Annotated in this window: 23 protein-coding genes; 16 read left to right on the top strand and 7 right to left on the bottom strand. The window is 30.6% G+C overall.

The annotated features are described in order from the left end of the window. The first annotated feature begins 23 nt into the window (after window positions 1–23). The 3 genes from GFV01_RS04445 (at window position 24) to GFV01_RS04435 (ending at window position 4,520) form a co-directional block, all read left to right on the top strand. Window positions 24–728, top strand: coding sequence for a hypothetical protein (locus tag GFV01_RS04445; RefSeq protein WP_160565125.1), 705 nt, complete (start codon window positions 24–26; stop codon window positions 726–728). 299 nt (window positions 729–1,027) lie between these two features. Then, complete coding sequence (locus GFV01_RS04440; protein ID WP_160565123.1) at window positions 1,028–2,629, top strand: BamA/TamA family outer membrane protein; 1,602 nt, start codon at window positions 1,028–1,030, stop codon at window positions 2,627–2,629. A 49-nt stretch (window positions 2,630–2,678) separates the two neighbouring features. Next, entirely contained in the window at window positions 2,679–4,520 is a 1,842-nt protein-coding gene (locus tag GFV01_RS04435) for an ABC transporter ATP-binding protein (RefSeq protein ID WP_160542097.1), read from the top strand. A 100-nt stretch (window positions 4,521–4,620) separates the two neighbouring features. Here GFV01_RS04435 and GFV01_RS04430 read toward each other — a convergent pair whose 3' ends face one another. Further along, window positions 4,621–5,004 carry a Spy/CpxP family protein refolding chaperone gene (locus tag GFV01_RS04430; protein WP_160565121.1) on the bottom strand — a complete coding sequence of 128 codons (384 nt, stop codon included), beginning with the start codon at window positions 5,002–5,004 and terminating at the stop codon, window positions 4,621–4,623. A gap of 317 nt (window positions 5,005–5,321) precedes the next feature. Between GFV01_RS04430 and GFV01_RS04425 the strand changes: the two genes are divergently transcribed. From GFV01_RS04425 to GFV01_RS04390, 8 genes are all read left to right on the top strand, one after another. After that, window positions 5,322–6,098: a ParA family protein gene (locus GFV01_RS04425; RefSeq protein ID WP_160542095.1), complete on the top strand. Its 777-nt coding sequence runs from the start codon at window positions 5,322–5,324 to the stop codon at window positions 6,096–6,098. 3 nt (window positions 6,099–6,101) lie between these two features. Continuing rightward, a complete protein-coding gene (locus tag GFV01_RS04420; RefSeq protein ID WP_105297598.1) occupies window positions 6,102–6,986 on the top strand; it encodes a ParB/RepB/Spo0J family partition protein in 885 nt (294 codons plus the stop codon). Next, window positions 6,983–7,582: a DUF5683 domain-containing protein gene (locus tag GFV01_RS04415; RefSeq protein WP_105297599.1), complete on the top strand. Its 600-nt coding sequence runs from the start codon at window positions 6,983–6,985 to the stop codon at window positions 7,580–7,582. The genes GFV01_RS04420 and GFV01_RS04415 overlap by 4 nt, the downstream gene beginning before the upstream one ends. Before the next feature lie 36 nt (window positions 7,583–7,618). Next, the gene (gene dapB, locus GFV01_RS04410; protein WP_160556652.1) at window positions 7,619–8,320 is read left to right on the top strand and encodes a 4-hydroxy-tetrahydrodipicolinate reductase; all 702 of its coding nucleotides are present in this window, start codon (window positions 7,619–7,621) and stop codon (window positions 8,318–8,320) included. Window positions 8,321–8,384: 64 nt separating this feature from the next. Next, window positions 8,385–9,995 carry a signal peptidase I gene (gene lepB, locus GFV01_RS04405; RefSeq protein WP_160565119.1) on the top strand — a complete coding sequence of 537 codons (1,611 nt, stop codon included), beginning with the start codon at window positions 8,385–8,387 and terminating at the stop codon, window positions 9,993–9,995. Window positions 9,996–10,005: 10 nt separating this feature from the next. After that, the gene (locus GFV01_RS04400; RefSeq protein WP_160565118.1) at window positions 10,006–11,187 is read left to right on the top strand and encodes an aminopeptidase C; all 1,182 of its coding nucleotides are present in this window, start codon (window positions 10,006–10,008) and stop codon (window positions 11,185–11,187) included. 4 nt (window positions 11,188–11,191) lie between these two features. Further along, on the top strand, window positions 11,192–11,446 hold the full coding sequence (locus tag GFV01_RS04395; protein WP_160565116.1) for a hypothetical protein: 255 nt from the start codon (window positions 11,192–11,194) through the stop codon (window positions 11,444–11,446). 235 nt (window positions 11,447–11,681) lie between these two features. Further along, window positions 11,682–12,155 carry a GIY-YIG nuclease family protein gene (locus tag GFV01_RS04390; protein ID WP_160565114.1) on the top strand — a complete coding sequence of 158 codons (474 nt, stop codon included), beginning with the start codon at window positions 11,682–11,684 and terminating at the stop codon, window positions 12,153–12,155. A gap of 371 nt (window positions 12,156–12,526) precedes the next feature. Here the strand turns inward: GFV01_RS04390 and GFV01_RS04385 are convergent, their stop codons facing one another. Continuing rightward, window positions 12,527–13,195: a hypothetical protein gene (locus GFV01_RS04385; RefSeq protein WP_160565112.1), complete on the bottom strand. Its 669-nt coding sequence runs from the start codon at window positions 13,193–13,195 to the stop codon at window positions 12,527–12,529. Window positions 13,196–13,600: 405 nt separating this feature from the next. Here GFV01_RS04385 and GFV01_RS04380 point away from each other — a divergent pair, with 405 nt between their 5' ends. Both GFV01_RS04380 and GFV01_RS04375 read left to right on the top strand, forming a co-directional pair. Next, the gene (locus GFV01_RS04380) at window positions 13,601–14,647 is read left to right on the top strand and encodes an alpha/beta hydrolase (RefSeq protein WP_160565110.1); all 1,047 of its coding nucleotides are present in this window, start codon (window positions 13,601–13,603) and stop codon (window positions 14,645–14,647) included. A gap of 146 nt (window positions 14,648–14,793) precedes the next feature. Further along, on the top strand, window positions 14,794–15,393 hold the full coding sequence (locus GFV01_RS04375) for a nitroreductase family protein (protein WP_160565108.1): 600 nt from the start codon (window positions 14,794–14,796) through the stop codon (window positions 15,391–15,393). Window positions 15,394–15,517: 124 nt separating this feature from the next. Here GFV01_RS04375 and GFV01_RS04370 read toward each other — a convergent pair whose 3' ends face one another. After that, entirely contained in the window at window positions 15,518–16,030 is a 513-nt protein-coding gene (locus GFV01_RS04370) for a GNAT family N-acetyltransferase (RefSeq protein WP_160565106.1), read from the bottom strand. A 177-nt stretch (window positions 16,031–16,207) separates the two neighbouring features. On the opposite strand from GFV01_RS04370, the gene GFV01_RS04365 reads away from it, so the two are divergent. Further along, the gene (locus GFV01_RS04365) at window positions 16,208–16,546 is read left to right on the top strand and encodes a translation initiation factor (protein WP_160565104.1); all 339 of its coding nucleotides are present in this window, start codon (window positions 16,208–16,210) and stop codon (window positions 16,544–16,546) included. 40 nt (window positions 16,547–16,586) lie between these two features. Continuing rightward, window positions 16,587–17,474 (top strand): nucleoside phosphorylase, encoded by an 888-nt coding sequence (locus GFV01_RS04360; protein ID WP_160565102.1) that lies wholly within the window; start codon window positions 16,587–16,589, stop codon window positions 17,472–17,474. A gap of 70 nt (window positions 17,475–17,544) precedes the next feature. Here GFV01_RS04360 and GFV01_RS04355 read toward each other — a convergent pair whose 3' ends face one another. Further along, the gene (locus GFV01_RS04355) at window positions 17,545–19,026 is read right to left on the bottom strand and encodes an amino acid permease (protein ID WP_160565100.1); all 1,482 of its coding nucleotides are present in this window, start codon (window positions 19,024–19,026) and stop codon (window positions 17,545–17,547) included. Between the two features lie 333 nt (window positions 19,027–19,359). Continuing rightward, on the bottom strand, window positions 19,360–19,806 hold the full coding sequence (locus GFV01_RS04350) for a GNAT family N-acetyltransferase (RefSeq protein ID WP_160565098.1): 447 nt from the start codon (window positions 19,804–19,806) through the stop codon (window positions 19,360–19,362). A 223-nt stretch (window positions 19,807–20,029) separates the two neighbouring features. Between GFV01_RS04350 and htpG the strand changes: the two genes are divergently transcribed. Next, a complete protein-coding gene (gene htpG / locus GFV01_RS04345) occupies window positions 20,030–21,913 on the top strand; it encodes a molecular chaperone HtpG (protein WP_160565096.1) in 1,884 nt (627 codons plus the stop codon). Window positions 21,914–22,091: 178 nt separating this feature from the next. Here htpG and GFV01_RS04340 read toward each other — a convergent pair whose 3' ends face one another. Further along, the gene (locus tag GFV01_RS04340) at window positions 22,092–22,796 is read right to left on the bottom strand and encodes a DUF4197 family protein (RefSeq protein ID WP_160565094.1); all 705 of its coding nucleotides are present in this window, start codon (window positions 22,794–22,796) and stop codon (window positions 22,092–22,094) included. Between the two features lie 107 nt (window positions 22,797–22,903). Next, a complete protein-coding gene (uvrC, locus tag GFV01_RS04335; RefSeq protein ID WP_160565092.1) occupies window positions 22,904–24,691 on the bottom strand; it encodes an excinuclease ABC subunit UvrC in 1,788 nt (595 codons plus the stop codon). Window positions 24,692–24,893: the final 202 nt, after the last annotated feature.

Here is a 24,893-nt window from a genome sequence, read left to right as displayed (position 1 = left end):
AATTTTGTTAATAAATTTATAAAATGGATAAAAATATATCAGATAAACAAAATATAGGAAATACTATTGATAATATCGATAAAAAAGATAATGATCAAAAGAAGAAAAAAAATTCAGGATCCTTAAAGTATTTTTTAGTTACCCTATTAGTGTTAGTCTTAGTAGGTTTAGGATTTTATTATCATATCATCCAAGAGATATTTTACAGTTTTCTTTCTATAATTTTTATTGTAATTGTTTTGGCTTTAGGCTTGGGATGGGAATATTGGGTATTCACTCATTTCACTACCGATGAATTTACGCTCATTAATAAAGAACAAAACAATACTTCTGATTCTTGGAAAAATTTGGAAGAAGAATTTAAATTATGGATAGCAAGTTCTGAACAAAAAATAAAGCAAGTAAGACAATTATCATTGCTTAATTATATGACAGCTATTGGATTGTTTATAATTTCCACCCTTGTTTTATTAGTTAATTGGATCTATGATGTAAATCCATCACCTTCCGCCTATCAACAATTTAATCCTGCGTTTGCATTGACTATTATTTTACTTCTTTTTTCTATACTATTTATGCTTCTTCATTATATCAATCAAAAAGACAGTATAAAAAAACAAGAAAAGTTGGATCATACCATCCAATGGATTCTATCACTTAAAGCAGCCCATACTATAGGTAAAGAGCATATGTTAGAAATTATTAACTCAAATAACCTTAAATCTTAAAATTTTGATATATAACTACTTATATTTTATTTCAAATTTTAGTTAATAAAAAAATTTACAAACTATTTTACAATCTATTTAATGGAAATGCATACAAAACTATAATTAATTAGAAAGTATATAAGTATTTATATAGTTTATTACATGACGATTATACTAAAATATCTGTAATTTTCCCATTAATAGCATCATTTACATTGACGCCTACAAAAAACTAAAGAATTTTATTAAATAAAAATATAAAATAATTTAGTTTTAAATTTGTACCTTACCATTGAGCTTTTTTGTTAGTACAACTTATGAAATTTAAGCTGCTCTATATTTATATAATTATTTTACCCATTTTGCTTCATGGCCAAGTAGAAAAAAATTTCATTAAGATATATAATAATCAAAAACTATGGTTTTCAAAAACCTATTCTGAAAATAAAGTAGGTTCGATTTTAGATTCTTTAGTACATCTAGGTTTTTATACCTTAAAACTGGATTCTTTAAAAAAAGATAAAAAAGAAACCTTAGTTTATATTAACAGAGGAAAATTTTACAAAAAAGTATGGGTACAATTAGACTCTCTTTCACAAGCGGCAATTACTAACAAAAATCATTTTCAAACAGATAATATTGATTCTTTAGCAGGAGTAATCCATTATTATTATATAAAAAAAGGATATGCATTTAACCAAGTCCACACACAATTATTCCTTGCAAATGAACCATTAGAAGCATCCATACATGTTGAACTTCACCAAAAAAGACTCATCAATTCATTTGTTTTAAACGGATATACCAAAATCCCTCGAGGAATAATAAAAGAATTAGAATATGGATTTCTTGGTAAAACCTATACAGACAAGCGACTTAAAGAAATTTCAGCTATGTTACAAGGAACAGCATTTATAGCTGAAGAAAAAAATCCGCAAGTATTATTCACCCCCGATTCTACCAAGATTTATTTATATTTGAAAAAAAGAAAAGCCAGTTCATTGGATGGCATGGTAGGCTTTGGAAATGACGAAAAAGGTAAATTCAAAGTCAACGGTCAATTGCAACTTTCTTTAGGCAATGTATTGAATTCATTTGAAACCATTAACTTAAATTGGTTATCCACACCGGATAAATCTCAAAACTTTGAAGTTCAAGTCAACGTACCCTATCTTTTTAAATCTAAATTCGGATCAGAAACATCGTTAACTATATTTAAACAAGACAGCACCTATGCAACCATTCGCCTAAATGAACATATATATTATCAATACACCGTAAATCAACGGTTAGGTATAGAAGGATTATATGAAAACTCACGATATGTATCGGAATTAGATAATAATAACAACTTTTCCAAAACAGGATTAGGCATAAGTTATCAATACAAAGAAAGAAATGAAAACGAAATTTTAGGTCCTAAAAATTTATACTCCATAAAAGGAATTGCATATAGGAATATACCGGAAGATCGAAAAAATTTAACTGAATATAATGTAAGTGCTTCCCTAGAGAAATTAATAAAATTATCTGCTTCTCATTATCTAAAACCGAAAATAAATGCTTCAACCTTACTTTCGGATACGTTGACAGTAAATGAATTATTTAAAATCGGTGGTTTGAAAACTATTCGTGGATTCAATGAACAATCTATTTATGCCAATGCGTATATCATCGGAAGTTTAGAATACAGATACGTTCCGTTTGAAGAACTGTATTTAAGTTTATTTACAGATGTTGCATGGATTGAGAATAAAAATCAAAATACAAAACCCTTTTTATTGGGAACCGGAGTAGGAATTAGCTTTTTAACACGTTTCGGGATTTTTTCATTGAACTATGCCGTTGGTAAATACGATTCTGAACCTGTAAATTTTTCAGATTCTAAAATTCATATTGGAATACAAGCTACTTTTTGACAAAAAAGAATCGAATTTTTGTTTACCTTTGTATTAATCTCAAGGTAGCATGAAATCATTAAAAAAAATACTAAAAAAATTTGCCTCTCCCTACAGAAAAGAATTTATATTAGGAATTCTATTTAACGTTCTATATTCTTTATTTTCAATAGTTTCCGTTTTTTCCATTATGCCCATTTTGGAAATGCTTTTAGGAGGAAAAAATCAAATTTTAATTGAACAAACGAAAAAAGAAATGCAAGCCTCAACGGGTATGATGGCTGAGCTGAAATATAAATTTTATGTATTTTTAGATCATTCCCTTGAAGGAACCAATCCTAAAACGATTTTAGCTTATCTTTGTGTTACTGTTATAGTTTTATTTTTATTTAGAAATATTTTCAGATATTTAGCTCAATATTTTATTGTACTGTTACGAAGCGGAGTTTCCAAAGATTTGCGGGTTGCCATGTATGATAAAATCCTTACGCTTCCTGTTTCTTATTTCACTGATCGAAAAAAAGGGGATATTATGATACGACTTTCCGGAGATGTAGGAGAGGTGGAAGGCAATATTTTAACTTCTATTTTAGAGCTTTGGAGGACGCCTTTTTCCATTCTTTTTACTCTTATCGCTTTGATAACCATCAGCCCTTCGTTAACTTTAATAGCATTTATTGTTCTGCCTTTTATGGCGTGGATTATTTCCGCAATTGGAAAAAGTTTGAAAAAAGATGCTAAAAAGGGATTAGCCGAATCGGGTAATGTACTTTCAGTAATTGATGAAACGCTAAACGGAACTAAAATAATCAAAATTTTCAATGCCGAAGAATCCATGAAAAACAGATTTATGAATAGCGTTCTTAATCTCAGAAGGCTATCCATAAATATGATGAAAAAATATGAACTTGCTTCGCCCTCTTCTGAATTTTTAGGTTCTGTTGCCATGATTTTTATAACCTGGTACGGCGGAGTTCTTATTTTAGACGGTGAAGGTTTAAATCTTCCTTCCTTTTTAGTCTATATAGCTCTATTTTTTCAATTATTAGAACCGGCCAAAACCTTATCAACTTCCATCACGAATTTACATAAAGGTACGGCCTCTACAGATCGCTTGGTGGAAACATTAGAAACCAGCATACAGATTTACGAACCGGAACATGCCATAGAATTATCCGAAATAAAAGAAGGAATTCAACTGAAAAATATTAATTTCCAATATGTTGACGGACATCCCATTCTTCAAGATGTAAATTTATTTATACCTAAAGGCAAAACAATTGCAGTAGTGGGACAAAGCGGTAGCGGTAAAACTACTTTAGCCAATTTAATTGCACGGTTTTATGACGTAGATAGCGGAGTGATCTATGTAGATGGTCATGATTTAAGAGATTTAAATTTAAAAGTTTACCGTAAATTATTGGGCATGGTTACCCAAGAATCCATATTATTCAATGATACCATTGCCAATAATATTAAATTAAGCAATCCAAATGCATCCATGCATGAAGTTATAGAAGCTGCTAAAGTTGCCAATGCACTGGAATTCATTGAGCAAATGCCGGAAGGTTTCGAAACAACCATCGGTGAAGGAGGCGGAAAATTATCGGGTGGACAAAAACAAAGAATTGCTATCGCCAGAGCTATATTGAAAAATCCACCTATCATGATTTTAGATGAAGCAACTTCTGCCTTAGATACTCAAAGTGAACGATTGGTACAAGATGCTTTAGATAATCTTATGTCTAACAGAACATCCCTGGTTATAGCTCATAGATTATCAACCATTGTCAATGCAGATATGATTGTGGTGATGGATAAAGGAAAAATAATGGAACAAGGAACTCATGCTGAATTATTGGAGAAAAATGGTATTTATAAAAAATTAATTGACATGCAAAATTTTTCTTAACTTTTTGATAATAATATATATACTATAAAATTAAAAAGAGCTTCTATTAGATAGAAGCTCTTTTTAATTGAAATAAGAATTGTATTATATACTATTTTCTTTAGGAACGAAATTTTTTACCCTGTTTATGTAAATGCTTTTTATTATGCATATCCTCTTTAATTTTCTTAAGCTTTTGTCTTTGTTCTTCAGTAAAAACTTTATTTATTTCAGATTTTTTATCTTCCTTTAATTGATGAATTTGTTGACGCAATTCTTCTGATTTTTTCCTCAACTCATCTTCGCGGCTTTTATATTTATCCTCAATTAAATTAATCTTTTTAATTTGATCTTCCGTTAAATTAAGTTCTTTAGCCATCCTATCCCTCATCTCTTTCACTTTTTCTTCTTTTTTATCATGATCCTTAGGATCCTCACATTTAGATTGTGTAAAAGCAAAAGTAGAGGAAAATACTAATGCTCCTACAAAAATTATTTTTTTCATATAACTTTAGATTTACAACTTTATTGACAAATCATATTTTAAAAGGTTTAATTTAAACTTATATATTCTAAACTATTTTTTTAATATATAATAAAGAGAAACCTTTTTAACTTGTAATACTTTTGCGATGAATGTTTAAAACCAAATAAAATTAAAATAAAGTTCAAAGTAAAATAATTAAATTAGAGAGAAAAAACAGCATAATAATACCAAAAAAATAGTCAATAACCTGCTATAAATCCCTCTAATGTTGATAATTTTTTCTGAATATACCGTTTAAAAATTGTATTTTTACAGCTTGAAATTTTATTATACTGATGGGAAAAATTATTGCTATAGCTAATCAAAAAGGAGGAGTTGGAAAGACCACCACAGCCGTCAATTTGGCTGCGGCCATAGGGGTGCTTGAAAAAAAAGTTTTACTCATCGATGCAGACCCTCAGGCAAATGCCAGTTCCGGATTAGGTATTAATATCGAAGAAGTAGAATATGGTACCTATGAAGTGTTGGAACACAGTGCTTCTGCCAAAGATGCCATACAACCTTCTACTTCCCCAAATGTGGAATTAATACCGGCTCATATAGATCTTGTTGCTGCCGAAATTGAATTGGTTGACAAGGTCAATAGAGAATACATGTTAAAAGAAGCTTTAAAAGATATAAAAGATGAATATGACTTCATAATCATTGATTGTGCCCCGTCATTAGGATTAATTACTTTAAATGCTTTAACTGCTGCCGATTCTGTAATAATTCCCATCCAATGTGAATATTTCGCCTTAGAAGGTTTAGGAAAACTCCTTAATACGATAAACAGCGTGCAAAAATTGCACAATCCGGATCTAACTATTGAAGGGTTATTATTAACTATGTATGATGCCCGTTTACGTTTATCGAACCAAGTGGTAGAAGAAGTCAAAACTCATTTTCCGGATATGGTGTTTGACAGTCTCATACAAAGAAATGTGCGATTAAGTGAAGCTCCGAGTTTTGGCGAATCCATATTAAAATATGACGCAGAAAGCAAAGGTGCTATAAACTATATCTTACTTGCTGAAGAAGTATTAAATAAAAACAAGGCTGAAGTTAAATAAATTATGGCTATAGACAAAAAAAGAGCTATGGGTAGAGGTCTATCCGCAATCTTAAGTGAGAATTCTAAAAAAGTTAATTCTGCCGAAGAAAAAGGAGCAGAAGAATTAGTAGGTAACATTTTGGAAATTTCACTTGATGATATTATAACCAATCCCAATCAACCCAGAACTAATTTTGATCAAAAAGCATTAGATGAATTATCCATTTCTATTAAACAGTTAGGATTAATACAACCAATAACTGTTCGTAAAAATGGAGACAAATTCGATTTAATTTCGGGAGAAAGGAGATATCGCGCTTCCAAACAGGCCGGTTTAAAAAAATTACCTGCATTTGTTCGATTAGCTAACGATCAGGAACTTTTAGAAATGGCTTTAGTTGAAAATATTCAACGAAAAGATCTGGATCCTATCGAAATTGCCTTAAGCTTTGAAAAATTAATTGAAGAAATCAATATAACTCAAGAAAATTTGAGTAACAGAGTAGGGAAGGACAGAAGCACCATAACCAATTATTTAAGACTTTTAAAACTTTCTCCGATTATCCAAACGGGAATCCGAGACGGGATAATTTCCATGGGACATGGAAGAGCGCTCATATCCTTGGAAGAGCAAGAGAAACAATTATTTGTTTATGAAAAAATTGTACGAGAACAATTATCCGTAAGACAAACCGAAAGTTTCATTCGAACGTTTAAAAATCCTAAAAGCAAAAAAGTTTCCAAAGAAAAAGAATTACCCAATCATTTAAAAAAGGGTTTGAAAAATTTTGAGGATTATTTCGAAACAACTATTGAAATAAAGGCTACAGAAAAAGGAAAAGGAAAAATTATCATTAATTTTGATTCCACGGAAGAATTTGAAAGAATTCAGAAATTATTAGAATGATACAAAAGAAAATATTGGTTATACTTTCATTATTTCTTACTTGTTTTATTTTAGCGCAAAATCAAGAAACAAACCATGCCACCATTAGTGATGATGGCGTTATAATACGCAATATTAATCATACAGATTCACTTACTCAAACCATGTTGAGAAGCCCTCTGAAAGCTTCTTTATACTCTGCCATACTTCCCGGTTTAGGACAATTGTACAATAAAAAATATATTAAAGCTCCTATTGTGCTAGGGGTTATTGGTGCGGGGATCGGTTTTATAAAATATTACGACAATCGATATAATAAATATCACAAAGCCTATTTAGCGGAACTTAGCGGACAAAAGCATCAATTTTCAGATGTAGCGGGAATCAGTCCTAAAGTTTTAGCTAACGCTCAAGATTCGGAAAGGAGAAACAGAGATTATGCGATTGTGCTGACTTCTCTGGCTTATCTTTTAAATATTGTTGATGCCACCGTTGATGCTCATCTATCAATATTCGATAAAGATAAAGATCTTGCTGTACGACCTGTTATTATGGAAGACGCCGATACCTGGTTTACTAATCAAAAAGTTGGACTTTCATTTTGCTTGTCTTTTTAAAATGATTAATGTTTATAAAAAATAATATATATTCTTATGAAAATAGCTTTAGTAGGTTATGGTAAAATGGGTAAAGCCATTGAAGAAATAGCTAAAAATCATAATCACGAAATTGTAGCCCGATTAGAAGAAAAACCAACTCAAAAAAATTTAAATGGTGCGGATGTAGCTATTGAATTTTCAACTCCTTCTACTGCTTATGAAAATGTAATTGCTTGTTTAGAATTGGGTATACCTGTTGTTTGTGGAACAACTGCCTGGTTAGATAAGCTTCCTCAAGTAAAAGAATATTGCGCAAAGCATAACGGGGGATTTATTTATTCTTCCAATTACAGTTTAGGCGTTAATTTATTTTTCGAAATAAATAAAAGAGCGGCTGAAATAATGCAGAAGTTCCGTGAATATACGGTTCACATTGAAGAAATTCATCATACAGAAAAAAAAGATGCACCCAGTGGTACTGCCATAACGCTTGCCGATGAAATCATACCGATTTATGGTTTTGACGGATGGAATTTATCCTATAAAACCAATAATAATTTATTGGGAATTGAAGCTAAGAGAGTTCATGATGTTCCCGGAACACATACTGTGATTTATAATTCGCCTATAGACGATATTGAACTGAAACATGTAGCCCATTCTAGAAAAGGATTTGCTATGGGAGCATTAATTGCAGCCCAATGGCTTATCGGAAAAAAAGGGGTATTCACCATGAAAGATGTATTAGGCTTTTAGACAAAAACTATTTTATTTTAGGCTACTAAATAACTAAATATTAAAAAGATTTAAAGATTATCTCATGCATTATTTAACTTATTATTTACTATTCGCTTTACTTTCAAATATATTTTATTTCCTGACTGCTTGGAAATTATTTCAAAAAGCAGGTAGAAAAGCATGGGAATCCTTAGTTCCTTTTTATAATATTTTAGTTACTTTAAAAATTATTCATCGACCTTGGTGGTGGTTTATTATAGTATTTATCCCGATTGTCGGTCCAATTATGGGAGCTATTATACTAGTAGATTTTATAAGACATTACAATCGTCGTTCATACTTAGATGCCGTTTTAGTTTTATTCTTCTCATTTATTTTTTTAGCATATATAAACTATTCACCTGAAACACAATACAGTGGTAAACAAGAACGAAAAGAAACATTTATATCTGCCGTATTGTTTGCCGTTATATTTGCCACAGTCATCCATGCTTTTGTCATTCAACCATTTACCATTCCAACAGCTTCTATGGAAAGAACCTTGCTGGTAGGAGATTTCCTTTTTGTCAGTAAGTTGAATTACGGAATAAGAATTCCGATGACTCCGGTAGCGTTGCCTTTTTTACAAAATAAAATTCCGTTGGGAAACAATCAACAACCTCAAAATCAAATAAATTCTTATGTGGATAAAATTCGTTTGCCGTATATGAGACTTCCCGGTTGGACAAAGGTTAACAGATATGATATCGTTGTTTTTAATTATCCTACAGATTCTCTGCATACTGCCATAGATAGGAAAGATCCTTATGTTAAGCGCTGTGTGGGTTTACCGGGAGATAAAATTCAATTGATTGATGGAAATTTATTTATCAATGGAAAACCCGAAGAAATAAAAAAAGATGAAGAACAACAAAGAGACTATTTAGTATATACAACCCAAGCCGGAATCAGTCAAAGAAAAATTGAAGATCTATTGGGATATGCCACATATCAAGAAGGAATGAACGAACAGGGTAATACTATTTATTATTTCAAAGGGCTTACCCAAGAAAATGCAAACAAAATAAAAAATTTTGATACGGTAGACTCTATTCAGATTTTATATGCAAATAAAGGAGAGGAGGGCATCCATTATAGAGATATAGCAAAAACAAAAATTGATACAACTAATTCCATTTTTCCCCTTCATAGTGGTTGGAACGGCTCTCAATATGGTCCTCTCATGATACCTAAAAAAGGGGATATTATTACGTTGACCCGTCAAAATATAGATCAATATAGAAGAATCATTAAAAATTATGAATATAATGATTTGAAGGAAAAGGAAGGCAAATTTTACATAAACGGTAAGGAAACTAACACCTATACCATCCAACAAAATTATTATTGGATGATGGGGGACAACCGAGATAATTCTTTAGACAGCCGTTATTTCGGATACGTACCGGAAGATCATATTATTGGAACTCCTATTTTTACCTGGTTAAGCATTCAAGGTTTATTCGAAAATGATCCTTTCGGGCATCCTGCCAAATTTAAAATAAGATGGAATAGAATGTTTCGTACCGTTAACACAAATGTTCCGCTTAAAGATAAAACTAATTATATACCTGTATTTATCTTATTGTTAGGAGGATATTTTGCATACGATTACTTTAATAAAAAGAAAAAGAAAGCAAGCGATAAAAAATAATTATCAAATTATGAAGAAAACCATCTTTTTTGTAATAGCATTATGGATCTTACCTTCAATAAGTTATGCTCAAGATGATTTAATCAATAAAATTAAAGATAATAAATCAACCCATACCGATTTTCGTTTTACTATCATAAAACAACTGGATAATACTTCCGTAAAAAATCAAGGATCTTCAGGGACTTGCTGGAGTTATGCAGGAAATTCTTTTTTAGAATCTGAAATATATAAAAAACATCATCGGGTATTAGATATAGCAGAAATATACACTGCCAGAAAAACTTACGAGGATAAAGCCAAAAATTATATTTTAATGGACGGTTACGTTAATTATGGTGATGGAGGTTCTTTACACGATGTTATTAATATGTACAAAAAATATGGAATGGTTCCTCAGGAAGCCTATACCGGACTAATTAATGGTGCTATAAAGAATAATTTCAGTAAAATGCAGCAAGAACTTAAAGAGTATCTAGATACGGTAAAATCTCAAAAAGCACCTATTAACACCCAATGGACGCAAAATTTTTCATCTATTTTAGATAAATACATTGGAAAAGTTCCTGAAACATTTATTTATAAGGGTAAAGAATATACACCTAAAACATTTGCAGAAGAAATTGTTGATTTAGATCCAAAGGATTATATAGAAATTTCATCTTTTAAAGATTACGAATATTATACACTATTTTATCCGCCATTACCTGATAATTGGAGTGGTGACAAAATGTACAATGTTCCCATGAAGGAATTGACTGAAATTATAGATCATGCTTTATCAACGGGATATACGATTGGATGGGCCAGCGATGTTAGCGAGCCGTATTTCAGTTGGAAAAATGGTATCGCTTATGTTCCCGATACGAATATTTATTCCATTTCTTCCGAAGAAAAAGCAAATTTATTCAATTATCCCAAGCCGGAAAAGGTTATCACTGAAGAATTGCGTCAGGAAGCCTTTAACAATAAAACTACAACAGATGATCATGCCATGCATATAGTGGGCTTGGCTAAAGACCAAAACGGAAAGGAATATTATTTAGTTAAAAATTCTTGGGGAATTAGTAATGATTATCAAGGATATTTATACGTCACAAAAAATTACGTACAATTTAAAACCACCGCAATTTTAGTAAACAAAAAAGCCATTCCTAAAAAAATTTATAAAAAACTAAACCTTAAGAATTAATACAATGAATTTTTCAATTCAACCCAATTTAGAAAATGATTATGTACAAATATTACCCTTAGAAATCAACGATTTTGAGAGTTTGTATCAAGTAGTAAAAGATAAAAAAATCTGGGAACAACATCCTTGTCATAATCGTTGGAAAGAAGACGTATTCAAATATGTTGACAAAATTTATTTTCATATAGGTTCTACTAACTTTAGATCACAAAAAGCTATAGCTAAAATAAATGCAATCTTACTTAAATATTCTATTTAACATAATATAAATTATAGGACAATATATGCAACCGCACTTTGCCAACGCTTATTTGTAACCGTTACTTTTGAAGTGGAATAACATCGTTTAAATATCCTCAAAGACATTTAGTTATATAATTATATTTATTTATGTTTGCAAATAGTTAGCTTTTAAAAACAGGAAGATAGCCTGTAAACACCACTATTTTATGAATATTATCATGACAAAAGAAGACATCAATCAATATTTAAGCATGCTTGAGGATGAATTGTTGAACAATTCAGAGCAAATTCCTATTAAATTAAGCAGATCATGGGCTGGTCAGTTTCCTGATGAAGCTGCAGTATATATTTTCAGGGAAGATGATATGTTTTGTTATGTTGGCGAAACTGGTAGTTTGAGAGGCAGGATGAATGATATTCTGAATACAAAAAATCATACTTTCAGAAGAAATTTAGGAAGCTCACATTTTGCAGATCATCCCAACTTTGAAAAAGCAAGCTCCCGCAAAAGTTTTCCTGATGATATTGAAGTTCTTTTAAATGAATTTATCACAAAACATTTGAAGCTATCATACATCTTAGTTGATTTAGGAAGAAAGGAATTGGAAGAAAAACTTTATGACAAATTTCAGCCCTGTTATAACTTAAAAGGAAAAAGAGGGAGTAAAAAAACTTATACCAAAGCAGAGAAGCAACAGGCTCATAAAAACGCTTATGAACGTTGATCAACAGAAGATGACGAAAATCTACTGCTCATTAAAAACAGTATTATGCGGCTTAGCCGATAATCAAAGAACTCAAGCCCACCCACCATCCAAATATTTGTTGGAGTTATATTCTATTTTGCTGGTTAGGCACATTGTGGCGCACATTAAGAATTATTAGGGCATGTTCCCTTATAATATATTTTGCAAGGAAAAAAGCATTGTATGAATTTTTTTAAAATTAATTTTTTGTAAATAAAAGTCTGATATTTTTTATATCAGACTTAAAATTAATTTTTAAATTTTTAATTGAAATTATTTAAATAAAATTTATAAAACTTTAATCATTTTTTTTTTGTATTTTAATTAATAATATAATTTAATCCTATCATTTACATCAATTCAGTTCCATCTGTATAAACAATTTTGTTAACTGTAAAATTGAATATTAAATCGTCAAAATTTGAATTCACCAATTTCAGGTCATTAATATCATTTTCTGCATCAAAACTCATCGTTCCTTTATATGTCCCATAAGGCTTAATTCTTTTATCAGTAAAAGTTTTCATATAGCCATCTCCAATTTCATCTCCTAAAGCATTGTAAATATGAAAACCGAATTTGATAGCTTTAATTTCTTTATCCGAATTGTTATGTATAGTATATTTAAATATATGATAAGAATTAAATTGATAATCATTAATATTAGCAGGTTTATGATTATAATCATTAATAGATATATTTAAAGCTTTATTTACTTTATCTTCTTCTTTTTCATCATCGTTATTAATTTTATCTTGTGAAAACTGTTCATCCATTTCAGCAAATTTTTTAGCATCTTCTAAAATTTGATGATATGTTTTACCTGTTAAATCATGTTTTAAATTTGAACTCCTTAACCATTCCTTAAGAATATTTTTATCCTCTTGGTTCATATTCTCAATCTTTTCGATAGCAATTATATCTCTATCTAAATTTATTGCATTATATTCTCTTTCCAAAGGATTTGAGCAAGAAATTAATGCAAATGAAAATAAAAAAATTGTAAAATTTTTATTCATAGTATTAAATTTTATATTATCTTGCAAATATAACAAAAATCTAAATATTTTATCTAATATTTAAATTCCACAGATTTATTTAATCATATTTTCAAAAAATTATATTGATATAAAAAAATAATATATAATTAAATCTATCAATTTTAAATTGACGACTATTTTAGAACTATAAATACTAATTAAATTTTTGATATTAGTATTGTTTTGTATTTAAATAAACTTGATACGTATATTTCGTTTCTACAATTGAGCCATACAGAATATTAAAATGAACCGTATAACAAAATAAAAAAAGAAATCCCATTATATTTTTACTTGAAAATAATATATATCATTCAAACCATACAATTATATCATTAATAAGGTTGAAATAATGATTTTATTAACACCATCAATCCTCAACGAATGAAAAAAATAACCCTATTACTGGCAATGAACCTAGTTATTTGGGCAGCAGGTCAGCAAAATAAACATCAAGTAGAAATGAATCAGACAAAACAAACCGAACATTACACATTCACGTTAAGCGATAAGGTAATAAGACAGAAAGTTACATTTAAAAATCGCTACGGAATTACTCTTATCGGAGATTTATATATCCCTAAAAAACACACTAACATACCCCTACCCGCACTTGCTGTGTGTGGACCTTTTGGAGCCGTTAAAGAACAAGCTTCGGGATTGTATGCCAATCAAATGGCAGAACGAGGTTTTATTGCTTTGGCTTTTGATCCTTCTTATACAGGAGAAAGCGGCGGGGAACCTCGCAATGTAGCATCTCCCGATATTAATACTGAAGATTTTAGTGCAGCCATTGATTTTCTTGGAATTCAAAAAAATGTAGATAAAAATAAAATTGGAATTATTGGTATTTGCGGATGGGCAGGATTTGCCCTAAACGCTGTGGCGGTGGACAAACGGGTAAAAGCTGTTGCCACAACAAGTATGTATGATATGTCCCGGGTGATGTCCAAAGGATATTTTGATAAAATGACTTTAGAAGAACGAACGAACATTTTAAAGCAATTGAGTGAGCAACGATGGAAGGATGCAGAAGATGGCATATTTCATGCAGGCCCTTTATTAAATCCTGTAAAATTAAATGGGGATGAACCGCAATTTGTAAAAGATTATTACGATTACTATCGAACACCCAGAGGATTTCATGAACGTTCTTTGAATTCAACGGGAGCTTGGAATGCTACCAATCCCCTCTCCTTTATGAATATGCCTATCTTAACCTATATTAAAGAAATATCTTCCCGACCAATATTATTAATTGCCGGAGAAAATGCACATTCACGATATTTCAGTGAAGATGCCTATCAATCGGCTTCAGAACCTAAAGAATTACTACTAATTCCAAATGCTGTTCATGTGGATTTATATGATAACGTAACAATCATCCCTTTTGATACATTGGAACGATTTTTTAAAAAGCATTTAAAATAATGCTAAATAAAATTTTTTGTTATTGTAAGATTTTAAATAAATAGTAAAAAATATCTCTGTATTAACCCTATAATTTTATTAATTCGTCATATCTTCATAACTTAGTAACAGAATAAATAATTATTTAAATTTTAAAAATAGAAAATATGGATTTTTTGGAATTAGCAAAAACCAGGTATACTACTAAATTATACGATCCCACTAAAAAAGTATCTGAAGAAAATATTCAAAAATTAAAAGAAATCTTGAGGCTTAGTCCCTCTTCCATCGACAGCCAACCTTGGAAATTTTATTTTATATCAGATCCGTCACTTAAAGATCAATTAGCGGGAGCTTCTGAATTTAATTCACAAAAAATAAAAGATTGCAGCCATATCATAGTGTTTACTGCTCTGGATAATGTTAAAAAATTTGAAGAGGAAATGCCAAACTATTTACCTGAAGGAAGCATGGTTTATTATAATCAAGTACTAAAACCGCAATCAGAATTTGAAATAAAATCTTGGTTTCAAAAACAAGTATATCTATCCTTAGGATTCTTTTTAAGTGCCTGTGCCGCCTTAGGTATTGACAGTACTCCTATGGAAGGAATTGAACCTAAAAAATATAATGAAATATTGAAACTCAACGATTATACAACCCTTTTCGCTGTAGCCATTGGATATAGAAATCCGGATGACAATAATCAACCTTCTAAAACTCCAAAATCCAGATTGGAAATGGACAAGATTATAAAATCAATGTAATTAGAATAAAAAGTTTAAAAAAAATACTATTTAATGTTTAAATAGTATTTTTTTTGTTTATATGCTTCAACGTATTTAATTCAAGATATTTTTTAAATAAATGATACTTGATCAAATACGTATATTAAAATTCCAATTTCATCATAAGATCCGTTTGCTTGTCTTCTCCTAATACAAAAAAATGCGTATCAAAAACCTTGAGTCCATTTTTCTGATAAAATTTTATGGCCTTAATGTTTTTCTCCCAAACTCCTAACCAAACATAAGTGCAATTTTTTTCTTTAGCTATGGCAATGGCCTGATTAAATAATTGTTGTCCTATAAATTGTTTTTGAAAATCCATAAGAACATATATCCGTTCAATTTCCATTCCCTCATTTTCTTTAATTTCCGTTTGAGCTTCTCCAAAATTAATTTTAAAATAACCTACAGGATTTTGATCGATTTCGGCAAAATAAAATTCAGAATTGGAATCAGCTAACTCGGATTTCAATTGATCTGAATTTACATGTTCCTCCAAATAACGATCCATATTTTCCTGGGTATTTGAACTTCCAAAAGTTTCAACAAACGTTTTATAACTTATATAAACCAGTGATTCTATATCTCTTTCACTTATTCTTCGTATCTCTAGCATTTTACCTGAATTCTTTTAAATTCAAAATTAAACTAAAATTACTATTCATACACTATCGTATAGATTTTTTATCAATTGAAACAATTCCTTACAATAATTTCAAACTATAGATAAGTAAAATCAATTCCTTACAATAAAAAATTACTAATTTCGTAATTGTATATATAAAGCAATACCATGGATTTGCAAGATCAGCTTAAGAAATTATTTCCGAATCATCAGTTTGAAGAACCTGAAGAATCATTTTCCACCCCGGAAAAAGAATTGTTTATGCAGGAGGAACCAATTATTTGTAAATATGAAAAAAAAGGGAGAAATGGAAAGCCCGTTACTATCTTGGAAAATTATAACGGAGCAGATGAAGATTTAAAACAACTTGCCAAAGAACTAAAATCCCAATTAGGGGTGGGCGGATCTGCCAAAGACGGAATTATTGTTATTCAGGGAAATTATCGAGATAAAATAATGGATATTTTAAAAGAAAAAGGATTTTCCGTAAAACGAGTGGGCGGATAAATTAAAGATATCAAGTTTAAAAAAATTAGCTTTACAAACTATGGCTTCTAAATTATCAAATTCAGAATTAGTATTAAATCCCGACGGGAGTATTTATCATTGCAATATCAAACCCGAAGAGCTGGCAGATACCATTATACTGGTTGGAGATCCGGGACGAGTACCTAAAGTGTCACAATATTTCGATTCCGTTGAAGTTACGTCTCAAAAACGAGAAATTGTTACTCACACGGGAACACTTAACGGAAAAAGGCTTACTGTAATATCCACAGGTATGGGTACCGATAATATTGATATCGTTTTGAATGAGTTGGATGCTCTTGCCAATATTGAATTAGTTAATAAGAAAATTAAATCTACCCCTACCCGACTTACTTTTGTTCGATTAGGAACCTCCGGTTCTTTGCAGTCTGATATTCCGGTAGATACGATGGTTGCCTCAACTAAAGGATTAGGATTTGACGGTTTAATGAGCTTTTACGCAAATACTGAAAATTTTTACACTAATGAAATAGCAGAAGCGTTTACATCGCAAACCAACTGGAATAAAAAAAGAGCAGCTCCTTATGTTGTAGACGGCTCTCAAGAATTATTGGACCTTATGTGTGAAAATTCAGCCGTCAGAGCCGGTATCACTGCAACCGCTATTGGTTTTTACGGTCCACAGGGAAGAATTTTACGTTTGGACTTAGATGATGAAAAGATGAACGAAAAACTTAATCGATTCGAATATAAAAATCACAGAATTACCAATTTTGAAATGGAAACTTCAGCCATTTACGGTTTATCTCAATTGATGGGTCATCGTGCTTTATCATTAAACACTATTGTAGCTAACCGTTATGCAGGTACTTTTAGTAAAGATCCGTATTCCTCTGTAGATAAAATGATACAATATGCTTTAGAAAAGCTTACAAGTTCTAATTAATTTTTTTTAAATTAATTAGAACCCAAATCTATTTTCTTAATCATTGTATGGTTGAAAATATAATAACCCACTAAATTAAGCAGTAAATTCTCCAGAGAAAATAGGCTAAAAATATAATTAATAAGATCCATTTATATTTAGGAAATCTATAACAGAAATACAGAACAAACAACCATACAGGAATCAGCTCAATAGATAATTCCATACCGGTAAACCACATAATGGGTAAAATTCCAACTAAGAATATCAAACAAATAATATTTCCCAGCGGAAACCATAAAGAAGGAAATTTAGTTTTAAACACTCCTTCTTTATTTTTACTTCTTTTAAAATAAAAATGGGTTAAACTGATGATTATCCAATTGATGATTAGAGAAGAAACTACTAACGACATTAAATAATTGAGAGCTTCTTTCGGCATTACTTTGTTTACAATAACACAAACAGCAGCAAATAAGGCGGAAACCAATATGGCCATTACCGGTACATGATTGGCATTCAGTTTCGATAAAAATTTAGGAGCATTTCCTTGAACGGACAAACCATATAACATCCTGCTGTTACTGTACACGCTGCTATTATAAACAGATAGGGCTGCAGTTAAAACCACCACATTCAGAACATTTGCAATGATGCTTGTAAAATAAAAAGTATGACCTAATAATGTAAAACTAAAACCGTTAAGGGTATCAAAAACGGTTACAAACGGACTGCTTCCGGTTGTTATTTCTCTCCACGGAGAAAGTGAAAATAAAATCAGTAGAGCTCCGGTATAAAAAATAAGGATTCTGTATATTACCTGATTCGTTGCTTTAGGTATAGTTACTTCAGGATTTTCTGCTTCAGAAGCTGTGATCCCGATCAGCTCTAAGCCTCCGAAAGAGAACATAATGAAAGCCATTGCAGCAAGTAACCCTTGATAACCTCCTGCTCCATCTGAATTAAATAAGCCTTTAGGAAAAAAACCACCGTCGTTCCATAAATTAGTTATGGAAGCTTTGGGGCCTCCCGAACCACTTATCAAAAGATAGCTTCCAAAAACAATCATAGCAATGATTGCAATAACTTTTATGATTGAAAACCAAAATTCTGCTTCTCCGTAAATCTTTACATTAGCCAGGTTAATTAAATTAATAACCACAAAAAAGAATAAACTAGATACCCATAGTGGAATTTCAGGCCACCAAAAATGTACATACGTTCCTATGGCGGTTAATTCCGTCATGCTTACTAACGTGTATAACAACCAATAGTTCCAACCGGAAGCAAAACCTGCAAAAGGCCCCCAATATTTGTTGGCAAAATGGCTAAAACTTCCCGATACCGGTTCTTCAACCACCATTTCTCCCAATTGCCTCATAATCATAAATGCTATAAATCCGGCAATGGTATAACCTAAAATAACAGATGGTCCTGCCATAACAGCGGCCGGTCCGATTCCTAAAAATAATCCGGTGCCTATGGAGCCGCCTAAAGCGATAAGTTGTATATGTCGATTAGATAATCCTCTTTTTAATTCTTTCTTTGTTCTATCAGACTTTAAATTCTTCAAAATTAATTCTTTACAGTTAGTAATTTAGTATTAGTATAAAAAATTGTAATTATTTTTGCTCTATTTTCAAATAATATATAATTTCAGATAAAATTTATCTTATTTTATACGGAATTTAATAAATTTTACAAATATAATGAAATTCGAAAGATAACTGTTTTTTTAATGATATATATCTGTTAAAATCTTACATTTTCGATAAATCTATTCCTAAATTAACAATGATTTTTTACCAAATCACAACTAAAACTAAAGATTCAACACTAAAAAATGTAAATTATATACTTTGCTGTATAAGATAAACCAATTGATACATTTTTTTAACGCTTGAAACTATAAATCGATACTGCAATTTATCCATTCTGCATCAAATTTTGCATTATACTTTTTATAAAATTCTATCGCCGTTTCGTTCCATTCCAATACCTGCCATACCATCCCGTTTAATTGTTTATCTTTAGTTTCTTTGATCACAGCCTCAAAAAGTTGACTTCCTATTCCCTTTCCTCTCCAATCGGGACATACATAAAGATCTTCAAGATACAGGCGTTGCCCCTTCCATGTCGAATATCGCACATAGTATAATGCAAAACCTATAAGGGTTTTAGATTTCTCATCTTCAGCTACCAACGCCCACCAAACAGGATGATTTCCAAATCCGCTTTCTTCAAAATGGGATAGATTTACGGTAACTTCACCCGGTGCTTTTTCAAAATCGGCTAATTCTTGTATTAATTCCATTAATCTTTTACAATCTCCTTTAACTGCTTTTCTTATCATTTTATTTACATTTAAAATTAAGTTTATAAAAATTTTAATTTAAACTATTAAAGATAAAAAATTATAATAAATTTATCTTATTTTAGAAAATAAAAATTATCTAATGCTGATAAACCTTTTACCTTTGTTGCCCGTCATTTTGTCATAAGATTTTCATTGGTACTTTTTTTGACTTTTGAAAATTAATTTTCATTAATAAAACGAAAAAAAATAAAAAAAATATATGGCAAAAGGAAATATTAATGTATCGGTTGAAAATATTTTTCCACTGATTAAAAAGTTTTTATATAACGATCACGAAATATTTTTACGTGAGCTGGTATCTAATGCTACTGATGCTACTTTAAAACTTAAACATTTATCGAATATTGGAGAAGCTAACGTTGAATACGGCAGTCCAATTATTGAAATTAAAATAAACAAAGAAGATAAAACCCTTCATATTATCGATCAAGGGATCGGTATGACAGAAGAAGAAGTACAAAAATATATTAATGAAGTAGCGTTTTCCGGAGCTGAAGACTTTATTTCCAAACACAAAGATGCTGAAAAAGAAGGCATTATAGGTCATTTCGGTTTAGGCTTCTATTCTGCTTTTATGGTTGCCGATAAAGTGGAAATCATAACTAAATCTTATACAGATGCTCCGGCCGTGCAATGGGTTTGCGACGGAAGTCCTCAATTCGATTTAGGTCCTGCGGATAAAAAAGATCGCGGTACTGAAATTATTTTGCACATTGCCGAAGATTCTTCTGAATTTTTAGAAGACTACAAAATTCGCGAGCTGCTGTTAAAATACAATCGATTCATGCCTATTCCGATTAAATTCGGAACTAAGGAAGAAATGTTACCGCTACCTGAGGGTGCTGATAAAGATGCCAAACCAGAAAAAGTAATCGTTGATGATATCATCAATAATCCTAATCCGGCATGGACAAAGTCTCCTTCTGAATTGAAAGATGAGGATTATAAAGCATTTTACCATGAGCTGTATCCGATGCAATTTGATGAACCTTTATTTTACATTCATTTGAATGTAGATTATCCGTTTCATTTAACCGGAATTTTATTTTTTCCTAAATTAGCCAATAACCTGAATTTAGATAAAGACAAAATCCAATTGTACCAAAATCAAGTTTTTGTTACCGATGAGGTTAAAGGCATCGTTCCCGATTTCTTAATGTTATTGAGAGGGGTTATTGATTCTCCCGATATTCCGTTAAACGTTTCTCGTTCTTATTTACAAGCTGACGGCGCTGTTAAGAAAATTTCTTCTTACATCACTAAAAAAGTGGCTGATAAGATGGTTTCATTAATTAATGAAAACCGCGAGGATTTTGAAAAGAAATGGAATGATATTAAAATAGTAATAGAATACGGAATGATTTCCGAAGAAAAATTCTATGAAAAATCAGATAAATTCGCGCTTTATCCTACGGTAGATCATGTATATTATACGTTCGACGAGTTAAAAGATAAGATTAAAGATCACCAAACCGACAAAGATGGTAAATTAGTGATCTTATATGCTACCAATTTAGATGAGCAAGATCAATACATTCAAACGGCTAAACAAAAAGGCTATGAAGTTTTATTATTGGATTCTCCAATAGTTCCTCATTTAATTCAAAAATTGGAAACTTCTAAAGAAAATATTTCTTTTGTACGAGTAGATGCAGATCATATTAACAATCTTATCAAGAAGGACGAAAACACCGTATCTGTTTTAACCGATGAAGAAAAAGAAACTCTTAAAAAAGAGATTGAGGAAAATGTAGATTCTAAAACGTATACTATTTCGTTAGAAAATTTAAGTAAGGATGACGCTCCTTTTATTTTGACACAGCCGGAATTTATGAGAAGAATGAAAGATATGCAACAAGTGGGCGGTGGAATGTACGGCATGATGGGTAATTTCCCTGAATCTTATAATCTTGTCGTAAATACCAATAATCCTATTGCTTCCGAGATCTTAAAGAAGGAAAACAAAGACGAAAAAGCTTCCATTATTAAACAAGCTTTAGACTTAGCTAAACTTTCTCAAAATATACTAAAAGGTAAAGATCTTACTGATTTTATTAAGAGAAGTTACGAAATGATAAAGTAATAAATTATCTTTGATACATTAAAAGCCATTCTAATCAGAATGGCTTTTTTTAATTTTATTTTAATAAAACTTATTTTAGTTATCTAATCCTCTATTTTAACCATTTCTTTACTTTTTTCCGAATGACTAAAATTAAGTGATAGATACTGTTTAATTCAAAAATAGCTTTCTTATTAGCTTATTTAACTAACGATTTAATAAGATCTGTAGAAAGATTGGAATTTTTTACTTCATATTCTTCTGCTACTTGAAAAAATCCATTAACAATTTGACTAGTTGCGTACTTTGCAATCGAATTAGCTCCGTTTTCAGTTGTTGAAGCAGGGTTTCCCGTAATCATGGCTAAGGCATTTTGAATTGTTTTGTTGTTTAATGCAGAATTAACCAATGCGGTTACTCCACTGCTGTTTAATTCATTTTCAACCTCAGGTTGTATTGCTTCAAAAAGTTTCGCTTCCGTTTTCTTTTTCAAAAATTGAGTAGCTGCTCCCTTTCCACCTGCTATAATTTTAGCAGCCTCTAAAGGCGTGATATCTTTAATTGCAGAATTAATGATAGGTTTAAATAAATTAACTGAAGATTGAGCTGCTTTACCGATGTTTTGCTTTTCACTTTCAACAATACTGGATAAGCCTAAGGTTTCGAGTTTCGTATTAATATCCTTAAGTTCATCAGGTAAGGCTTCTTCCATTTTCGTATTGATTAGAAATGATCCTGTATCTTTTAGTACGGAAAAACTTTGATTGGTACTGGCAGTTAAAATTTTTTTTACGGCATGTAAGACGGCTAAATGATTGGTTGATCTTTTTTGACAGATACATAGTTGAAAACTCAATATAAAAATAAAAAGCAATCCAATTTTTGAATAAAATGTATAATTCATAAATTTTTATAATTAAAAATAACAAGCAAAAATACTATTATCTTTTAATTATAGTAACGATTTTATCCGATTAACTTTTTTATCGAGTTTTAGAAGTTTTGAAAATCTTATTTATCCGTTTTAAAATAATTTACGATTATTGAAGTTCTTTTATCTCCAATAAGCTTTTGAATTTCATCTTCGCTAGCCTGTCTTATGGCTGATACGGATTTAAAATGATTTAAAAGTATTTCAATGGTTTTTTTTCCAATTCCGGGTATTGTTTCCAGTTCAGTCGTGAATGTTTTTTTACTTCTTTTATTTCTGTGCCTCGTTATACCATACCTGTGCGCCTCATCTCGAACTTTTTGCAGCACTTTTAGGGTTTCTGAAGTTTTATCCAAATATAAAGGGATGGAATCATGGGGAAAATAGAGTTCTTCCAACCTTTTGGCGATCCCGATAATAGGTATTTTTCCCGCCAATCCCAGTAATTCCAATGATTTATAGGCAGAGCTTAACTGACCTTTTCCTCCGTCAATTAGTATAAGTTGAGGTAATTCGTTATTTTCTTCTAATTGCCTTTTGTATCTGCGATATATTACCTCTTCCATAGTAGCAAAGTCATTAGGTCCTTCTACTGTTTTAACATTAAAAATACGATACTCTTTTTTACTCGGTCTGCCGTTGCGGAAGACAACACAGGCAGAAACCGGATTGGTTCCTTGTATATTTGAATTATCAAAACCTTCAATTAATCGTGGTTCTTCCGGTAAATGTAAAAGCGTTTTCATTTCAGCCATAATTCGGTTGGAATGTCGTTCGGGATCTACAATTTTAACCTGTTTTAGCATTTCTAACCTATACTCTTTGGCATTTCTTTCAGATAAATCTAATATTTTCTTTTTATCCCCTATTTTAGGAATATATAATTTTACATCCGGTATTTTTATATCTACAGGAAAAGGAATATAAATGATTCTAGATACTGAATTGAATTTTTCTCGTATTTCAATTATACTTTTTTGTAGTATTTCTTCATCGGATTCATCCAATTGTTTTTTTATTTCAGTTGTATAGGATTGAATGATTCTACCTTTTACAATTTTAAAATAATTAACATAAGCAGCCGATTCATCGGAAGTTATTCCGAATACATCCACATTGGATATAGTGGGTGAAATAACAGTTGATTTCGCTTGATATTTTTCTAAAATATCTAGTTTTTCTTTTATTTGCTGTGCTTTTTCGTATTCCATTTTATCAGAATACTGCATCATTTTTTTTCGTAAGGATGCTAAGGGCTCGGATATATTACCTTTGATAATATCCCGTATTTCTTTGATATTTTCTAAATAATCTTCAAGCGTTTGATATTCCTCACAGGGACCTAAACAATTATGGATATGATATTCCAGACAAACGGAAAATTTATGTGATTCAATTTTTTCTTGAGTTAAATCTAAATTACAACTTCGTAAGGGATAGATACTTTTTATTAACTCTAACAGTGCTTTGGCAACTACAACGGAACTATAGGGTCCATAGTATTCAGAACCGTCTTTTATTAGTTTTCTGGTTAAAAAAACTCTTGGAAAGGGTTCATTTTTAATGCATATACAAGGATAGGTTTTATCATCCTTTAAACGAATATTATATCGCGGCTGAAATTCTTTAATCAGATTATTTTCCAACAATAAGGCATCGTATTCAGTATCAACAATCGTAATTTTTAAATTTTTAATTTTTGAAACTAAAACTTTAGTTTTACCTACATGTTCTTTGTTGAAATAGGATGAAACCCTTTTTTTTAAGTTTTTAGCTTTTCCAACATATAAAATTTTCTGGTTTTCATCAAAAAACTGATAAATTCCCGGTTTGTTAGGTAATGTTTTTAACTGAAGTTCTAATGACATATCTGTTACTGAAATTTCCTATACAAAAATACGTATAACTAAATTAATTAATGATTCAAAAATAGAGACGAACTAAGATTCTTATCTTAGTTGCAACCATTGAAAGGCAATATTGGAAATATTAAAATAAGACTAAAAGGAAGATTTATTCTATTTTTACTACATCTTTTACATCACTGAATTTTAGTCAATTCTGTGATCA

Source organism: Apibacter sp. B2912, from assembly GCF_009827835.1.
GTDB lineage: Bacteria > Bacteroidota > Bacteroidia > Flavobacteriales > Weeksellaceae > Apibacter.
This window is presented reverse-complemented; position numbering and strand designations above follow the sequence as displayed.